We start from the raw sequence: 17,527 nt of genomic DNA on the forward strand, positions 1-17,527 counted from the left end.
GCCAAAACCATACGCGAAAAACCATATTTACCATTCACGTTTAAGGCGAAACGGCGACAAAATACCGGCCAAAAAGCCATAATCATCGGAAAAATGGCCGCAAATTTGCCTGTACTGGCCCGTAACCTCCGTTTTAAATGATATGGAGGTTATGCGTGTCTGGTTCCGATCAAGAAGATCAAACCGCCGCCAATAATGGCGGCGATCGCGTTTTTATTTCTGCCTTTTTTGTTGGTATTGCCGCGATCAGCTTTGGTCTGGGCGCGTTTGTCGTACTCGCAGAAGTGCCGCCGTATCAATCGATGAAAAATGCGTGGCGTGCCGGGACAGCCCTTTGGGAACAGCGCACCAAATACACCGATGTCGAACGGCTTGATTTCTGGGCCGAGGCCAGAAGCGATCAGTCCGGCGTTACCATCCACGATGCCAATCGCGCGCAAAATGGCCTGACACTTTACTCATCGGGCGATGGTCCCCATGCCGTGCTGATCGATATGGATGGCAATATTGTCCATGAATGGCACATGCCCTTTAGCATGATCCACGATGAGACATCCCCGATCCCCAATCCGCAAAAAGACGACTTCATGCATTGGCACACCGCCAAGATGGCCCCCGATGGCGGGTTGATTGTCCAATACACGGCGGCGGGTGACACGCCATATGGCTATGGCATGGCCAAGGTCGACCAAAATTCCAAACCGGTGTGGAAATATCTTGGCACCGCCCATCATGATTTTTCCATCGCCGATGATGGCCGGGTCTATGCCCTGACACAGGAATTCCGGTTCAACACCTATGCCAACCGCAAACAGCTGACCCCGCCGCGTCTGGATGATTTCGCCGTGATCCTCTCGCCCGAGGGCAAGGAGATCAAAAAGGTCTCGATCCTTGATGCGCTGATCAATTCAAGCTACGCGAACATGGTTGATTTCGCGCCGTATTTTGCCAATGAAGATATTCTTCATACCAATACAATTCAGTTGATTGACGCCGACACGGCAAAGAACTTTGCCTATGGCAAGGAAGGCGATGTTGTTGTGTCCTTCCGCGATCTTGGCATCATCGCCGTGCTTGATATGGATGCCGAAAAAATTGTCTGGGCCACCCGTGGTTCATGGCTGGGGCAACATGACCCCGATGTCCTGCCCAACGGCGATATCTTGCTGTTTGATAATCAGGGGCAGCTTGCCGACCCGGATGCCGGACAATCACGTGTTTTGCAAATTGATCCAGAAACCAACGCCATCACTTGGCAGTACAAGGGCACGGCAACCCATAAATTTGACAGCAACATCCGTGCTGATCAGCAACGCCTGCCCAATGGCAATACACTGATTACCGAATCAAGCGGCGGCCGACTGTTTGAAGTCACCCCGACCGGCGACATCGTGTGGGAATTCCACAATCCGATCCGTCGCGATGATCCTGATAATCCCGATAAAAAACTGATCCCCGTTGTGTCGCAGGCCGAACGCATCACCGATGCGCGTGCGGCCCTGTATCTTGACACTGTCCCTGCCTCCAACACCGGAGACGCACAATGAAACAGACCCGAAACGCAATGACGCATGCGCAGCACATGTCCGCCCCCAGTTCAAAGCTGATAACGATCGGCGCCAGCACCTTGGCCGTTGCCATTTTGCTGACCGCCTTTCCGGCCCATGCCTATGTCGGGCCGGGTGCGGGGTTAAGCCTTCTGTCCGCTCTTTGGGCGGTCTTGGCTGCGATCCTTGTTGCGGTTGGCTTCGTTCTGATGTGGCCCATTCGCAAAATGATGCGCAAACGCAAAGCCAATCGCACGACGGCGCAAAACAGCACGACCGAAAGCTCGAAACATTCAAGTTCGTGAACACACCGCATCACTGACGCACAACAGGACGGCACATAATGGGACTTTTTGACTGGCCCGCCCCGGCATTCACAACTCTGGACGACTTGATGGGCGACGCCATTGGCCCGTTTGGGCGCGTGCTGATCTGGGGGCTGCTCTGTGCCGTCATTTCCATGGTGCTGTATCGGGTTTTATCGCCGCAAACCCGGATCAAACAGATCAAGGCCGATGTCAAAACCGCCCAGAAAGCCATGACCGACGACGATGGCGAGGACTTCGCCCACGGCATGCGTCTGGCCAGGGCACAGCTTGGGCATTCCTTCAAACTGGTCGGCTTTGTGATCGGTCCGGCGGTTCTGGCGTCCATGCCTGCCCTTGCCATGATTGTCTGGCTGGACGGGCAATATGGGTATCGCTGCCCGGCCCCCGATCAGACCGTGACAATTTCGGTCGAACCAGAAGGCAGCCCGATTGAGCAGGTCGGCATTAATTCCGACGCCCAAGACAGCAGCTGCCCAACGATCCAGATCCCCGGAAACCTTGACGGCCAAACCCATGTCATTGCCCCGGCTGCGGCCATTCCGGTGATGCACCAAAAAGTCTGGTGGAACCATTTGATTGGCAATCCGGCGGGATATCTGCCCGACGACACCCCGGTGACGGAGCTTCGCTTTGACCTGCCCGCACAGGAAATCATCGCCTTTGGTCCGGGCTGGGCACGTGGCTGGGAACTGACATTCTTTGTCGCCCTGTTGTTGGCGTCACTGGGGATCAAGAAAGGATTTCGGATCGAATGACCAATCCAACCGGCACCACTTCCGACAAGATCACCACGCAAAAATCGCCAAAACCCGAAGCATTCCACGTTTCGGGCTGGGACCACTGGTTAAGCGGCCTGATCGCCCGTCACCCGGCCAAATGGATCCGGCTTGGCAATTTCGAAACGAAAATGGCTGCTGATGCCATCGCAGATATCGAAATTGAAAAGCCGATTTTCGTTGCCGGTCTGGCACGGTCGGGCAGCACAATTCTGCTTGAAACCCTTGCCCAGCACCCCGATGCCGCAACCCATCAGTATCGCGATTATCCGCCTGTTTTCACCCCGTGGTTCTGGAACCGCTTTGTCGATCTCGCACCGGGCAAAAAGAACGTGGCTGTTGAACGCACCCATGCCGATGGCATCAACATCACCCCCGAAAGCCCCGAAGCGTTCGAGGAAATGATCTGGATGGCGTTTTTCCGTCATCTCCATGACGTTGGGGACAACAACACGCTTGATGAACACATCAGCAACCCGGCGTTTGAGGCATTCTACCGTGACCACATCCGCAAACTGATCCATGTTCGCGGCGGCACGCGCTATGTGTCCAAGGCAAACTATCTGGTCACCCGGATGGAATATCTGTTGTCGCTGTTTCCTGATGCGCGCTTTGTTTTACCCGTGCGCGATCCGGTTTGGCACATCGCGTCCCTGATCAAACAACACACTCTTTTCTGTGCCGGGGAACAGAACAATCCCCGTGCGGTTGCCCACATGCAGCGTGTCGGGCATTTCGAATTTGGTCTGGACCGCCGCCCGATCAACACCGGGGATTTGCACGCAACCCTCGACATCATGAATCTTTGGAAAAACGGCAAGGAAATCGAAGGATGGGCACACTATTGGTCCAACCTGCATCACTATCTGGCAGACCGGTTAACCGTGAACAAGGGCCTTGAAAAGGCAACGCTTGTGATGCGCTACGAGGATCTGGTGGCCGATCCGGCGGGCAAATTGCGTGCGCTGTTTGATCACACCGGGCTTGCCGATGCCCAACCGATCATTGACCGCGTGGCCCCGACGATCCATGCGCCAAGTTACTATCGCCCGAATTTCACCGATGATGAAATCGACCAAATCCGCGACATCACCATGATCGCCGCCAAACGGTTTGGCTATGACGTCAGGCCCGCCGAAACACAGCAGGCCTGACGTTCTTAAAATCAGTGATGGTCGCTTTTGCGGCCCGTCGCCGTATGGAAGAAATCCCACCCGGCAAGCACAAGCATAATAATCGACATGATCGCCAAATCCCAACGCGGGACATACGCGATCAAAATAGCAACAAATCCGGTAAGGATCACAAAAGCCAGAAGCGCCATCGCGCGGTTTAGAGTATCACCCGTCATCAGGCATCTCCCTGCGTGCTGAGATATGTTTTCAACCAGTTTGCTGTGCGCAGCAAACGTGCGTCATTGCCAATCTTCCCGACAAGCTGAACGCCCATCGGCATGCCGTTTTGCGACCACAGCAACGGAATGGTGATCGCAGGCGTGCCACAAAACGTCCAAAGCCCGTTAAAGATCGCATCCCCCGTGGTGTTCAAGTTCGCCGGTGCTTGCCCGGTGGCCGCCGGTGTGATGATCACGTCACACCGCTGGAAAACTTCCTCCAGCCCGGCATTAAACAATCCCCGCCAGTCAAGGGCGGCAAGGTAATCACGGGCCGTCACATCATTGCCCTTGTCGATGGCGGCAACGATTTCCGATGACAATTGCGCACGGCCACGCTTTTCATAAGAATAGTAATGCTTGGCCATCTCGGCGAAATTGATCTTGGCCCGCAAGGCCGCCGCATCATCAAACGCCTTGGGCAACGGTGCTTCAAAGCACTGATCGCCCAAAACACCCGTGATTTCGCGAAACGCCATCACGGTTTCCTCATCGGCCAGTTCATCGAACTGTGGCGGCCGGATAAAGGCAAACATCGGGGTGACCAACGGATCGCTTTTGGCAACATCAAGCAACCTTGGCGTCGGGCTTGGTGATGTAGCTGGATCGCCCGCGTCATAGCCAAACAGGCTTTCGGCCACCATCGCCGCCCCATTGATCGAATTGGCAAACACACCAATGGTATCAAGCGTCGGGCTTTGCGGTAAAACCCCGGTTCGGGCAATCGCGCCAAAACTTGGCTTGAACCCGACCACACCGCAAAACGATGCGGGACGGATCACTGATCCCCCGGTTTGTGTCCCCACCGCAAGCGGCACCATGGCCGCAGCCACGGCCGCCGCCGACCCGGCCGACGACCCACCGGGTGTATGCTCCGGGTTATGCGGGTTACGGGTTTTGGATGGATGCATAAAGGCAAGCTCGGTCGAAACCGTCTTGCCCATGATAATCGCCCCGGCGGCTTTAAGCCGTGCCACCAGAACCGCATCTTCTTCGGGCACCCGCCCCTCGTCCAACGGTGTCCCGTTGGACGTCGGAATGCGTGCGGTATCAATGACGTCTTTCAGCCCCACCGGCAACCCATGCAACGGGCCAATAGCGGCCCCGGATTGACGCCGCGCATCAAGGGCCCGGGCCTGGGCAATGGCAAAATCACTATCAAGCCATGCCCACGCCTGCACCTGTGGTTCGATCTCTTCGATACGCGCAAGGCACGCCTCGACATATTCGACCGCGCGCACCGCCCCGGAAGCCAGGCGGTCACGCAGTTCGACAACATCAAGTGTCAGGAGTGGATTGATATTACTCATTACAATTTCCCTTAACGCGCACCATAGAACAGATCAGGCAGATGGAAAACGATCTGCGGGAACGTGTACATCAACACCATGCTGACAATCACCATGAACAGGAACGGCATGATCCCCTTAAAGATATCGGTCAACAAGATACCCGGAGGGGCCACACCCTTGAGGTAATAGGCCGACATCGCCATCGGCGGGGTCAGGAACGAGGTCTGCAAGTTCAACGCCACCAGAATACCAAAGAACAGCGGATCAATATCAAACAGCGGCAGCAATGGCAGGAAGATCGGAACAAAGATAATGATGATTTCCGACCATTCCAAAGGCCAGCCAAGCAAGAAGATGATCAGCTGCGCCAAAAGCAGGAACTGCAATGGCGTCAGATCAAGTCCACTGACGAACTCGGAAATCACATGCTCCCCGCCAAGATAGGAAAACACCGACGAGAACGTATAAGACCCGACAAACAACCAGCACACCATCGCCGATGTCCGCACCGTCAGGTAAACCGACTCACGCAGCCGATCAAACGTCAACGCGCGGTAAGATGCCGCCAGAATGATACCACCAAGCGCGCCAATCGATGCCGCCTCGGTCGGTGTTGCCAACCCAAACAGGATCGATCCCAAAACCGACAGGATCAGGAACGCCAACGGGAAGAACGAGGTTGCCAGCATCCACAAAACTTTGGGCAGCGGCACTTCAGGAACTTCTTCCTTGGTCGGACGCGGGGCTGCTTTTGGCTGCAACATCGAACGGCAAACGATATACAGAAGATACAAACCCACCAGTGTCAGGCCCGGCAACAAAGCCCCGGCATAAAGCCGCACAATCGAAACCCCCGATGCGGCGGCATAAACAATCAACATGATCGACGGCGGGATCAGAATGCCAAGCGTCCCGCCGGCACAAATAATCCCCGCAGCAAAGCTTTTGTCATAACGTGCTTTGAGCATCGCGGGCAGCGCCAGCATCCCCATCAGGGTCACAACCGCACCCACAATCCCGGTCGCCGTTGCAAACAATGCACAGGTCACAAGGGCCGCAACCCCCAGCGATCCGGGGATATTGCGCGCGGCAACATTCAGGGTGCTAAACAACCGATTGACGATGTTTGACCGTTCAACGATGTAGCCCATAAACAGGAACAACGGGACCGCTGTCAGGACCTCGTTGGACATCACCGTATAGGTTTGGTTGATAAATAAATCGAATATTCGGTTGTTAAACGCCCCTTCAAACCACGTAATCGCGGATGTCAGGGTGTCACTGTCTTCGGCAAGTCGGTTAAAGGCCCGCCACATCCGACCGTCATCGAAATAGGCGTAATATCCAAAACCAATCCCCAAAGCCATCAGGGTAAAGGCCACCGGAAAGCCCAGAAATACGAGGATAATAAAGATGCCCAGCATCATTAGGGCGACATGTGCGTCAATCACTTTGGCAGCTCCGTTCGGGGGCAATCACTGTTGGGGTCCAAGTCAATCCGAAGTTCAGGACCCATCGCTTTTGGCGACACCCTGCTTCATCAGAAGTTCTTCGGTTTCCTGGACATCGTCTTCTGCATTGCGCCAGTACCCTTCACGGATACACATGATGCAGCGCATCACCTGTGCGATGCCCTGAATGAACAGAAGAATGCCCGCGGCAACAATAACGGCCTTGAATTGAAAGATCGGAACGCCCGCCGGGCTGTTCACACTGACCTCGCCATATCCCCAGGACCGGGCGGCATATTTCCAACCCGAAAAGATCAGCGCGATCACACCGGGAAAGAAGAAAAACAGATAAAGAACCAGATCAACCATGCCCTGCGTTCTGGGTTTCCAAAGACGATACAGGAAATCCCCACGCACATGCCCGCCACGTGACAGGGTATAGGCCCCGCCCATCATGAACATCGTGCCATACATGATAAATGACACATCCAGCGACCAGGTCGTCGGCGCATTAAATAGGTATCGCGAAGCCACTTCATAACTCATGCCAAGCGTCATCAGGATGATAAGCCACCCAAACGCCTTGCCAAACCACGCCGACAGCTTGTCCGCAAATTCGATAAATCTGATCATGAAACCTTGTCCGTTCGCATCTTGACCACCCCGCCCGCCGAACCGGGCAGACGGGGTGGTCAGGGTCATCTAAACACTGAAAAACCTATGGGTTGATCAGAGTTTCAGTTTGCCCGGGAAGTAGTGTTCGTATGCGAGCTGATAATCAGGTGCGTTCATCAGTTCGTAATAGGTCACACGTTCCACCCATGCACGCTGGCTATCGAGAACCCGCTTCATGAACGAATCTTCTTCAAGCGTCGGGATCAGTTTGTCCCAGGCCTCAAGCTGTGCTGCCAGGATGTCTTTTGACGTCCGGTGAACTTCCACACCTTCGTCTTGCAGTTTCTGCAAGTCGGCGGAATAGTTGTCCATGGCAAGGGCGGTGTTTGACGTCGAAGCCGCCTCAACACTGTGCAGCAAGATGGCCTGAAGGTCCGGGTCCATGTCTTCAAGAAGAGCCTTGTTAAACAGGAACTCGAAGCTTTCAGACGCCTGATGGTATGACGACAGATAGTAGTTTTTCGCCACATCCTGTGCGCCAAAACGCATATCAGACGACGGGTTGTTAAACTCGAACGCGTCAATCACGCCACGTTCCATCGCCGGCACAATTTCACCGCCCGGAAGCTGGGCAACGGACATGCCCATCGACTGCAGAAGGTCTGCTGCCAGACCAACCGTACGGTATTTAAGGCCTTCGATATCGCTAACCGCATTAATCTGATTTTTGAACCAGCCAAAAGGCTGTGCTGGCATCGGGAAGCCCAGACGACCAACAATATCAAGTCCCATAACGTCCTGGGTCAGCTCGCGATAGAACTCCTGACCACCCCCGGCATAGTACCAGCTCAGCATGGTGGTTGCAGAACCACCAAACACCGGACCAGTCCCAAACAGCGATGCGGCTTTGTTTTTGCCGTACCAGTAAACCGGCACGGAATGGGCAATATCAATCACGCCGTCATTGACACCGTCGAGAACCTGAAACGCGGCAACAACCGCACCAGCAGGCAGAAGATCGATTTTCAAACGACCACCCGACATGGCTTCAACACGATCAACATATTGTTGGGCAAACGTCATCCAGATGTCAGATGACGGCCAGGACGTCTGCATTTTCAACACCATCGGTGCTGGCTGTGCATGAACAGCAGGGGCTGCAAACAGCCCTGATGCTACGGCGCCACCGGCAACCACACCGGTCGCACCCTTGGTCAGGAACGAACGACGCGACACTTCGACGGACTTCTTGCCTTCAGATTTATCTTTCGTATTCATTACTTCCTCCCAGAAATACCGTCATAAATCGACAACCATTGCCGACAAACGAACGGTAAATTCAGCCTTCAAAAGCCCCTGACCTTTTTGTTGAAGATCATGTCGATGCGCTTTCCCCGTTTCGGGACCAAAAACCGGCACGCATTTTGTTATTGTTAAAGCTTTGAATTCACTGATATTTGACGGTTAACCCGCCTTGTTAGGCCACCCGGTCACCCGGTTCACGACCCTTAAAATAAGCATCAAGATTATCAAGCGCGCGATACCCCATCGCATCGCGCGTTTCCTCGGTCGCGGAACCTATATGTGGCAACAGGAAAACGTTTTTCAACGCGCTAATCCGTTGATTTCCACCCGGTTCATCGCAAAACACATCCAGCCCGGCCGCAAACAGCTTACCGCTTTCAAGCGCATCTGCAAGGGCCGCCTCATCGACCAGATTGCCGCGCGCCGTATTCACAAGGATCGCGCGATCGGGCAGTAATGCAATCGTGTCTTTATTAATAATCCCGGTGGTTTGCGGTGTCGCCGGGCAATGCAGTGACAGCACATCGGAATTGGCAAACAATCCCTCAACCGTATCATGGAACACGGCCCCTTTGGCCAGATGCTCGGGAACGGGTTTGCGATTGTGATAGTGAACTATCATTCCAAAACCGCGCGCACGTTCGGCCGCGACCTGCCCGACACGTCCCATCCCAAGAACGCCAAAACGCTTGCCGGTCACTTGCCGCCCAACCATAAAGGCTGGCGACCAAAAATCCCATTTCCCGGCCCGGATCATCGCATCGCCTTCCGCCCCGCGCCGTGCCGCACCAAGCATACACAGCATGGCAATTTCGGCCGTCGCATCGGACAAAACGTCCGGCGTATTGGTCACAACAACCCCGGCATCCTTGGCGGCCACCAGATCAACATGATCAACCCCCACCGAATGGTTGGCGATGATTTTTAACCGTTTGGGCAATGCACTGATCACATCGGCAGAAAAATGCTCGGAATGACACGGAAGTACCGCGTCCACATCCTGACATTTGGCAATCAGCTCATCGGTCGCAAAAACGTGGTCGTCGGCATTAACAGTCACATCGTAATCGCGTGCGGCCCGCATCAAAACAGCATCGGTTAGTTTGCGTGTGATAAGAAGCCTTGGCTTGTCGGGCATTAAAACGCTCCCGGTGTTTCCCTGACAGGACTGGTTTATTTATTATTTTCCAAGCAAACACCTATACGGAAATTCCATCAATAGGCGATCAATCAAAGGGCTATTCTTTTTCACTTCGTGGAAAACCAACACGCGCCGTCCTGCGTCTTTGCCAAAAGATGGCTGTCGCGCACGGCCCGGAAACCATGATCAAACAAGCCCTTAGATCGCCTTATCCACCCGAGTCGGCATCATCAGCATCCCCTGTCTCATCGGCAAAGCTCGCGATGAAAACCGCCCATGACCGCGAAAGACGCCGTTAAATCGGCCCAAAAGCCACAAAAAAGGCCGTTGCTTCATAAAAGCAACGGCCTGCAACCGACACACGTCGGCGGGAAGAACACGGTTAAGTTCCTTGTGTGGTCACAGGTTTCCCCAGAAAACCTGCCCCCTTAAAGTCGAACCCACGTCGCCCCTTCCCGTCCGGAACGCACGACGGCTTCGACAAATTTCATGCCGTTTAGACCTTCCTGGATGCCCGGCACCAAAAGCGATGCGGCATCTGGCGCGGTGCCATTTAAAAACGCACCAAGTTGGTCGGCAAAATCGGTGTAAAGGTTGGCAAACCCTTCAAGATATCCTTCCGGATGCCCCGGTGGCACACGCACACCGCGAAGCCCCTCGGCACCAATGCCAGCCCCACCGCGCGTCATCAATTCCGGACGGCCGTCAAGCGGGCGGAAATGCAGATGATTGGGGTGCTCCTGCGCCCATTCAATCCCGCCTTTGTCGCCGTAAACCCGCAATTTCAGGCCGTTTTCATGGCCCACGGCAACCTGACTGGCCCACAGCATCCCGCGCGCGCCATTGGCATAGCGCATCAGGATTTGCACATTGTCGTCAAGCTTGCGGCCCGCAACGATGGCATCCACATCGGCACAAAGCTCGCTGATTTCCAAGCCCGAGACGAAATTTGCAAGGTTATGCGCATGGGTGCCAATATCGCCCAGCGCGCCGCCCATGCCCGCCTTGGCCGGATCGGCCCGCCAACTGGCCTGTTTGTTGTCGGTATCTTCCACACGGGTTGCCATCCAGCCTTGCGGATATTCAACCTGTACCAAGCGAATATCGCCAAGTTTGCCATCGGCCACCATCTGGCGGGCTTCGCGCACCATCGGATAGGCGGTGTAATTATGGGTTAGCGCAAACAGAAGACCCGTTTCCTTGACCTTGGCTGCAAGCTGTTCGGCTTCATCCACGGTCAAGCAAAGCGGCTTGTCACAGATGACATGAATACCGGCATCAAGCATCGCCATGGCGGCGGGAAAATGAACATGGTTTGGCGTGACAATCGCGCACACATCAATGCCATCGTCGCGCGCGGCTTCCTGTTTTGCCATCGCCTCAAAACTGTCGTAGCTGCGATCGGCTGCAATAAACAGTTCCTCAGCCGACGCACGGGCAACATCTGGCTTGGACGATAACGCGCCTGCGACCAGTTCATAACGATCATCAAGCCGGGCGGCAATGCGATGCACCGCCCCGATAAATGCCCCGTGGCCGCCGCCAACCATACCCAGTCGAATGCGACGGTTAAGGGGGGTCGTTTTGCTCATGTCTGCCTCCAAATATCGTGTTGCCTGCCAGTACCTGCCAGTACCTTCAAGTGCCTGTTGGTGCCTGATCACACCAGATCAGACACCATATGACCGGACCTTAACTTAGTCCAAGAATACGGCGATTGGCCGCCTCGTCCGTGCCACCATCGGCAAAATCGTCAAATGCCTTTTCCGTCACGCGAATGATATGGTTCTTGATGAACTCAGCCCCTTCGCGTGCGCCGTCTTCGGGATGTTTAAGCGCACATTCCCATTCCAGCACGGCCCAGCCATCAAAATCAATCGCGGCGAGTTTTGAGAAGATCGCCCCAAAATCAACCTGACCATCGCCAAGCGACCTGAAACGCCCCGCCCGATTTGCCCAGCCCTGATAGCCGGAATAAACGCCTTGGCGTCCGGTCGGGTTAAATTCGGCATCCTTGACATGGAACATGCGAATACGGTCGGCATAAATGTCGATGAAATCAAGGTAATCAAGCTGCTGGAGCACAAAGTGGCTTGGGTCATACAGAATGTTTGCGCGCGCATGATTGTTCACCCGCTCAAGGAACATCTCAAACGTTACCCCGTCAAACAGGTCTTCGCCCGGATGAATTTCATAGCAAACATCAACCCCGCATTCCTCGGCAACATTGAGGATCGGGGTCCAGCGTGCCGCCAATTCATCAAATGCGGTCTCAATCAAACCGGCCGGGCGTTGCGGCCATGGATAGACATATGGCCAGGCAAGCGCGCCCGAAAATGTTGCGTGGGCATCAATGCCCATATTTTGCGATGCCTTAAGGGCTGCTTTAACCTGATTGACCGCCCATTCCTGACGGGCTTTGGGATTGCCGCGTACTTCGGGCACGGCAAAACCGTCAAACATTTCATCATAGGCCGGATGAACCGCAACAAGCTGACCCTGTAAATGGGTCGAAAGTTCGGTTACTTCCACACCATGTGCGCCAAGTGTCCCTTTGACCTCGTCGCAGTAATCCTTGCTTTGTGCTGCGCGTTCAACATCAAACAGGCGTTTGTCCCAGCTTGGGATCTGCACCCCTTTGTAGCCGAGTGACGCAGCCCATTTTCCGATGGAATCAAGACTGTTAAACGGGGCGTCGTCACCTGCGAACTGCGCAAGAAACAATGCCGGTCCCTTGAGCGTTTTCATCGATAACCTCTTAGCGCTGTGGCAGTGTTAAATGGGAAAAGTCGGGACCGGGCAACCATCATGCCACCCGGTCCCGTTTGCAGCTCCAGCCTTAGAACGGGCTGTCAGGGAAATAGAAGTTCTTTGCGTTTTCTTGCGTAATGACAGTCGCACCAAGGATATAACGGCCTTCAACCGGGATGCTGGACGTGAATTTCAGCGCGGTCAGTTCCATCGCGGTTGCGATCATTGCCGGCGGATACAGAACATCAATCGGCGTCAGTTTGTCGCCATCCATCACGCGTTTGATGATGTCTTTCATGCCAGCGCCACCAACGATGAACATCTCGTCGGTACGATCCGCCTGTTTGACAGCTTCGATCACGCCAAGCGCGATGTCATCATCCTGTGCCCAGACAGCATCGATTTGCGGGAAACGCGACAGGAAGTCCTGCATGACTTCATAGCCATCATCACGGTTCCAGTTGGCATGCTTCATATCAAGCACTTCGATGTTTGATCCTTCGATGGATTCGATAAACGCATCCACACGTTCGGTATCAACCGTGGTCGGAATACCGCGCAGGATAACGATCTTGCCTTCGTCATCGAGGCGTTTACGGATGTATTCACCCGATACACGGCCCAGTTCCGGGTTATTACCCGCAACATAAACGTCCTCAATCCCCGGCAGGGACAAACCACGGTCAACCACGGTAACGAACTTGCCAGCTTCTTTAACCTGCTGAACCGGAACGGTCAGCGGATCAGACTCAAACGGCAACACCACAAGTGCATCGATGTTCTGAACCGACACCAGATCTTCAAGATCATTGGCCTGCTCGGTTGCGCCATTTGCCGAAACAACGATGACATCGATGTTCGGATAGGTGGCTTCAATCCGTTTTTCGGCCTGCTCGGCATGCCAGTTCAGACCACCGGCCCAGCCATGGGTCGCTGCTGGAATGGAAACACCGATCTTAATTTTTTCCTGTGCCATCGCACCGGTAGACACAAGTCCAAGGCCAAGACCCAGAGCACAGGCGGCCCCCAGATATTTTGTAAACGTTTTCATCAACGCTTCCTCCTGATCAAAAAAAATGATGCATTTTCACATTCATCCCGGACGTTGATCGCCGGTTATTTGCTCTTTTTGCGTCGCCAGTCCCCGCGCTGCAGGAACACGGCAACGATGATAATCAGCCCCTGAACTGCTCCGTTCAGATAGTTACTGATCGCATCCGTCAAATTCAGAATATTACCAATCGTGGTCAGCATGATCGCACCAACAACCGTGCCCCAGATGCGGCCATAGCCACCCTTAAGCATGGTGCCGCCAATGATCACGGCCGCAATCGCTTCAAGTTCCCACAGAACCCCGGTTGAACTTGATGCCGACCCCAGACGCGGCACATAAATGATGGTGGCAATCGACACACACAGCCCCTGAATGACATAGGTCAGGGTCTTGATACGATCGACATGGATGGCTGAATAACGGGCAACCTGCTCGTTCGATCCAATGGCAAAACATTTGCGGCCAAACGGCGTCATGTTAAGCAACACATACCCGGCCACCGCGACGGCAAAGAACACCAGAACCGGGATCGGAATGCCAAGGATATCGCCGTAATAAATCGGGCGATACACACCGCGGATATCAAAATCGAGCGACAAGGTCCCGCCATCGGCCATATAGGTCACAAGTGACCGATAAATCCCCATGGTGCCAAGGGTGACAATGAACGCTTCGATCTTGCCCTTGGTGCTGACAAGCCCGTTGATCGCCCCGGCCCCGATGCCAAGGATCACGCTCAGCACGACACCCAGCAGCACGGTCTCAACCCCGGCCCCCAGTGTCTCGACCAGACCGTTCATCACAACGATCATGGCCCCTGAAATAAACGCCGCCATCGACCCGACCGAAAGGTCAATGCCGCCGGCGGTAATCACGAATGTCGCCCCCACCGCGATGATGCCGATAAAGGCCGCACGGGTGAAGATGTTCGACAGGTTGCCGCCGCTCAGAAAGGCGTCATTAATCGCCGTCCCCAAAACAAACAGACCAACCAGCGCCAAAAACGGGCCCAGCGCTTTAAAATCAATGCTAAAGCCGCCCGAAGTCTTCTTTGTCGGTGCTTCGTTGCGCTCAACGCTACTCATGAACAGACGCTCCCTGCTTGCCTGAGATTCCTGTCGCGTGCCGCATGATCTCATGCTCATTGCGGCCATCCCCCATGAGAATGCCGGTAATGCGCCCCCCTGCCATCACCGCAATACGGTCAGACAGGCCAAGCATTTCGGGCATCTCGGACGACAGAAGAATGACGGATTTTCCGCGATCGGTAAGATCGCCGATGAAATGATAAATCTCGCTTTTGGTGCCGATATCGATGCCGCGTGTCGGCTCATCAATGATCACGATGTCCGGGTCGGTTTCCATGACCTTGGCCAGAAGCAACTTCTGCTGGTTGCCGCCGGAAAAATCACCGACCTTTGATTTGCGATCAGCAGCCCGGATATCAAACGCCTCAATGGCGGTCTCGAGTGCTGTTTCCTCGGCCTTGCGGTCAATGAACACCCGCCCGAATTTCTCAAGGGCCAGCAACGTCAAATTGGGCCGCATGTCCATATTAAGCAGCAACCCGCTGCCTTTGCGGTCCTTGGTCAAATAGGCAATGCCGCATTTCTTGGCATCTTGCAGACTATTGATTTTGACAGGCTCACCGTTGCGCTCAATGCGCCCGCTGCTGCGCTCACGCAACCCGATGATCGCTTCCATAAGCGCTGTTCGCCCCGCACCAACAATCCCGGCAAAGCCAAGGACTTCACCACGACGCAGATCAAAGCTGGCGTCACGCACCTGCCCGTCCACCGAAACATCGCGCACCGACAGTACGATTTCCGCACTATGATCTGGGACCCGGTCGGGGAACATCTGTTTGATATCGCGCCCGACCATCAGCCGCGCCATATCGTCCTTTTCAAGCTCGGCCACGGTTTCGGTCGTGATATGGCGGCCATCGCGCAGCACCGTCACCCGATCGGCAATCGCCTTGATTTCATCAAGCTTGTGGGAAATATACAGGATCGCGACACCCTGTTCACGCAGGCGCCTGATCTGATCAAACAGGATTTCAACTTCGCGCCCGGTCAAAACCGCGGTTGGTTCATCCAAAATCAGGATATCGGCCTTTTTGGAAAGCGCCTTGGCGATTTCAACCATCTGGCGGTCCGACACCGCAAGATCGCGAATACGTGCCCGTGGATCGACATCACATTGCAACTGATCGAGAAGCTCCTGCGCCTGTGCGCGCATGGTTGCCTTATCAAGGAACCAGCCGCGCTTGATTTCACGGCCCAGAAAGATGTTTTCTTCGACGGTCAGCTGTTCGGCAAGGTTCAATTCCTGATGGATCAGGATCACGCCGTGGCCTTCGCCAACTTCACTGTCGGCAAACTGGACCGGAGCCTGATCAAGGATCAACTCGCCACTGGTTGGCTGATGATAGCCCGAAAGAATTTTAACCAGTGTGGATTTGCCCGCACCATTTTCGCCCAAAAGCGCATGGACCTCGCCCGCATGCAGATCGATGGAAACATCGAAAAGCACCTGTGCCGATCCGAATGACTTGCAAATCTGCCGACCGGACAGGCGTACGCGCCCCTCCTGATCGGGATCAACGGCGTGAACGGCCGCATCCGTCATGAATATATCCTCCCTAGCGTCGCATTTTCGCGATCATCTGTTGGTTACCTTCTCTGTAAACGTTTTCATTTTTCATGTAAACCTTTACATTTGCGTTACAGTGACCAAAATCACCCAGCGCACCACCGTGTTGAATGCCGCTGGACAGCCTGTGACCGGCGGAGTAGGAAGAAGCATGCACGAAAAAATCGCGACGATTGAAGATGTTGCCCGCCACGCAGGGGTATCGATTGCCACTGTCAGCCGGGCTTTGCACAAACCTGATGTGGTTTCCCAAACCACACGCGAAAAAGTGCAGGCCGCGATTGCGACCACCGGCTATACCGCCAATGTTATGGCCCGAAACCTGCGTTTGAACCGTTCGGGCATGATTCTTTTGCTGGTGCCCGACATCGGAAACCCGTTTTTTTCGGCAATCCTCTCTGGCATTGAACAAGGCGCCAGCAAAGCCGGCTACAATGTCCTGATTGGCGACACCCAAAACGATCCGGACCGCGAAGCCACCTATGCCGCCTATCTGCGCAGCAATCAGGCCGACGCGATGATCCTTTTGAACGGGCGTCTGCCCGCACCACTGGCCAATTCCCCGGCCAATGCCACCCCGCCAGTCGTCATTGCCTGCGAACGCATCCCCGGATGTGGCCTGCCCACGGTGATTATCGACAATGAACAGGCCGCGTTTGAGGCCACCACCCATCTGATAAACCATGGCCACCGCAAGATCGCCAATGTGGCCGGGCCGGGCAACAATATCCTGACCGTGGATCGCACCGCCGGATACCGCCGGGCCTTGAGCGAACATGGCATTGCAATTGATCCCAAACTGACCTTTGTCGGGGATTATTCAATCGATGCCGGGATTGCCGCCGGGCGCAGCCTGCTGGCCGATCCCAAAACACGCCCCACCGGGCTGTTTTGTGCCAGTGACGGCATGGCCATCGGCGTGATCGTTGCCGCCAAGGAACTTGGCCTGCGCGTGCCCGAGGACGTCTCGGTGTTTGGCTTTGATGATATTCATCTGGCCGCGGCCTATGACCCGCCGCTGACCACCGTGCGCCAACCGCGCCGCCGTCTGGGCGAACAGGCCATTGCCCTGTTGCTTGATCGCCTTGATCCCAAGACTCCGAACAAAACCGGCAAAACCGATCCGGTCATTGTCCCGACCGAATTGATCATCCGGCAAAGTACCGGCCCCTGCCCACAAGGCTGACACCCAGATTAACGGCCCTGACGCCAGGTTCC

The 17,527-nt window shown here is 54.9% G+C and carries 16 protein-coding genes; 5 read left to right on the forward strand and 11 right to left on the reverse strand.

The features are described from left to right. The first annotated feature begins 155 nt into the window (after positions 1 to 155). Genes AMM48_RS11760 through AMM48_RS11775 form a run of 4 tightly spaced genes read left to right on the forward strand, consistent with a single transcriptional unit; the run spans position 156 to position 3,806 of the window. Positions 156 to 1,547: an arylsulfotransferase family protein gene (locus AMM48_RS11760; RefSeq protein ID WP_244271211.1), complete on the forward strand. Its 1,392-nt coding sequence runs from the start codon at positions 156 to 158 to the stop codon at positions 1,545 to 1,547. Then, positions 1,544 to 1,852, forward strand: coding sequence for a hypothetical protein (locus tag AMM48_RS11765; protein WP_244271212.1), 309 nt, complete (start codon positions 1,544 to 1,546; stop codon positions 1,850 to 1,852). Before AMM48_RS11760 ends, AMM48_RS11765 begins: the two co-directional genes overlap by 4 nt. Before the next feature lie 38 nt (positions 1,853 to 1,890). Continuing rightward, positions 1,891 to 2,631, forward strand: coding sequence for a hypothetical protein (locus AMM48_RS11770; protein WP_102784199.1), 741 nt, complete (start codon positions 1,891 to 1,893; stop codon positions 2,629 to 2,631). Further along, on the forward strand, positions 2,628 to 3,806 hold the full coding sequence (locus AMM48_RS11775) for a sulfotransferase (RefSeq protein ID WP_102784200.1): 1,179 nt from the start codon (positions 2,628 to 2,630) through the stop codon (positions 3,804 to 3,806). Before AMM48_RS11770 ends, AMM48_RS11775 begins: the two co-directional genes overlap by 4 nt. Before the next feature lie 11 nt (positions 3,807 to 3,817). On the opposite strand, the gene AMM48_RS11780 is transcribed toward AMM48_RS11775, so the two are convergent. The 11 genes from AMM48_RS11780 to AMM48_RS11830 form a co-directional block, all read right to left on the reverse strand. Further along, on the reverse strand, positions 3,818 to 4,003 hold the full coding sequence (locus tag AMM48_RS11780) for a hypothetical protein (RefSeq protein ID WP_102784201.1): 186 nt from the start codon (positions 4,001 to 4,003) through the stop codon (positions 3,818 to 3,820). Continuing rightward, positions 4,003 to 5,355 carry an amidase gene (locus AMM48_RS11785; RefSeq protein WP_102784202.1) on the reverse strand — a complete coding sequence of 451 codons (1,353 nt, stop codon included), beginning with the start codon at positions 5,353 to 5,355 and terminating at the stop codon, positions 4,003 to 4,005. The genes AMM48_RS11780 and AMM48_RS11785 overlap by 1 nt, the downstream gene beginning before the upstream one ends. A gap of 11 nt (positions 5,356 to 5,366) precedes the next feature. Then, positions 5,367 to 6,788 (reverse strand): TRAP transporter large permease subunit, encoded by a 1,422-nt coding sequence (locus tag AMM48_RS11790; RefSeq protein WP_022731389.1) that lies wholly within the window; start codon positions 6,786 to 6,788, stop codon positions 5,367 to 5,369. A 54-nt stretch (positions 6,789 to 6,842) separates the two neighbouring features. Next, a complete protein-coding gene (locus tag AMM48_RS11795; RefSeq protein WP_028791409.1) occupies positions 6,843 to 7,421 on the reverse strand; it encodes a TRAP transporter small permease subunit in 579 nt (192 codons plus the stop codon). A gap of 96 nt (positions 7,422 to 7,517) precedes the next feature. Beyond that, the gene (locus tag AMM48_RS11800; protein ID WP_102784203.1) at positions 7,518 to 8,681 is read right to left on the reverse strand and encodes a TRAP transporter substrate-binding protein; all 1,164 of its coding nucleotides are present in this window, start codon (positions 8,679 to 8,681) and stop codon (positions 7,518 to 7,520) included. Positions 8,682 to 8,880: 199 nt separating this feature from the next. After that, positions 8,881 to 9,846, reverse strand: coding sequence for a D-glycerate dehydrogenase (locus tag AMM48_RS11805; RefSeq protein ID WP_101302690.1), 966 nt, complete (start codon positions 9,844 to 9,846; stop codon positions 8,881 to 8,883). Between the two features lie 431 nt (positions 9,847 to 10,277). Next, complete coding sequence (locus tag AMM48_RS11810; protein WP_022731394.1) at positions 10,278 to 11,441, reverse strand: Gfo/Idh/MocA family oxidoreductase; 1,164 nt, start codon at positions 11,439 to 11,441, stop codon at positions 10,278 to 10,280. A gap of 100 nt (positions 11,442 to 11,541) precedes the next feature. After that, positions 11,542 to 12,597, reverse strand: a complete 1,056-nt coding sequence (locus tag AMM48_RS11815; RefSeq protein ID WP_102784204.1) for a sugar phosphate isomerase/epimerase — start codon at positions 12,595 to 12,597, stop codon at positions 11,542 to 11,544. Positions 12,598 to 12,688: 91 nt separating this feature from the next. Beyond that, entirely contained in the window at positions 12,689 to 13,651 is a 963-nt protein-coding gene (locus tag AMM48_RS11820) for an ABC transporter substrate-binding protein (RefSeq protein ID WP_102784205.1), read from the reverse strand. Positions 13,652 to 13,716: 65 nt separating this feature from the next. Continuing rightward, positions 13,717 to 14,739: an ABC transporter permease gene (locus AMM48_RS11825; protein ID WP_101302695.1), complete on the reverse strand. Its 1,023-nt coding sequence runs from the start codon at positions 14,737 to 14,739 to the stop codon at positions 13,717 to 13,719. Further along, positions 14,732 to 16,285: a sugar ABC transporter ATP-binding protein gene (locus AMM48_RS11830; protein WP_102784206.1), complete on the reverse strand. Its 1,554-nt coding sequence runs from the start codon at positions 16,283 to 16,285 to the stop codon at positions 14,732 to 14,734. The genes AMM48_RS11825 and AMM48_RS11830 overlap by 8 nt, the downstream gene beginning before the upstream one ends. Before the next feature lie 175 nt (positions 16,286 to 16,460). Here AMM48_RS11830 and AMM48_RS11835 point away from each other — a divergent pair, with 175 nt between their 5' ends. Next, on the forward strand, positions 16,461 to 17,495 hold the full coding sequence (locus AMM48_RS11835; RefSeq protein ID WP_102784207.1) for a LacI family DNA-binding transcriptional regulator: 1,035 nt from the start codon (positions 16,461 to 16,463) through the stop codon (positions 17,493 to 17,495). Positions 17,496 to 17,527 lie beyond the last annotated feature (32 nt).

Source organism: Thalassospira sp. GB04J01 (genome assembly GCF_000751115.1).
Lineage (GTDB): Bacteria > Pseudomonadota > Alphaproteobacteria > Rhodospirillales > Thalassospiraceae > Thalassospira > Thalassospira lucentensis.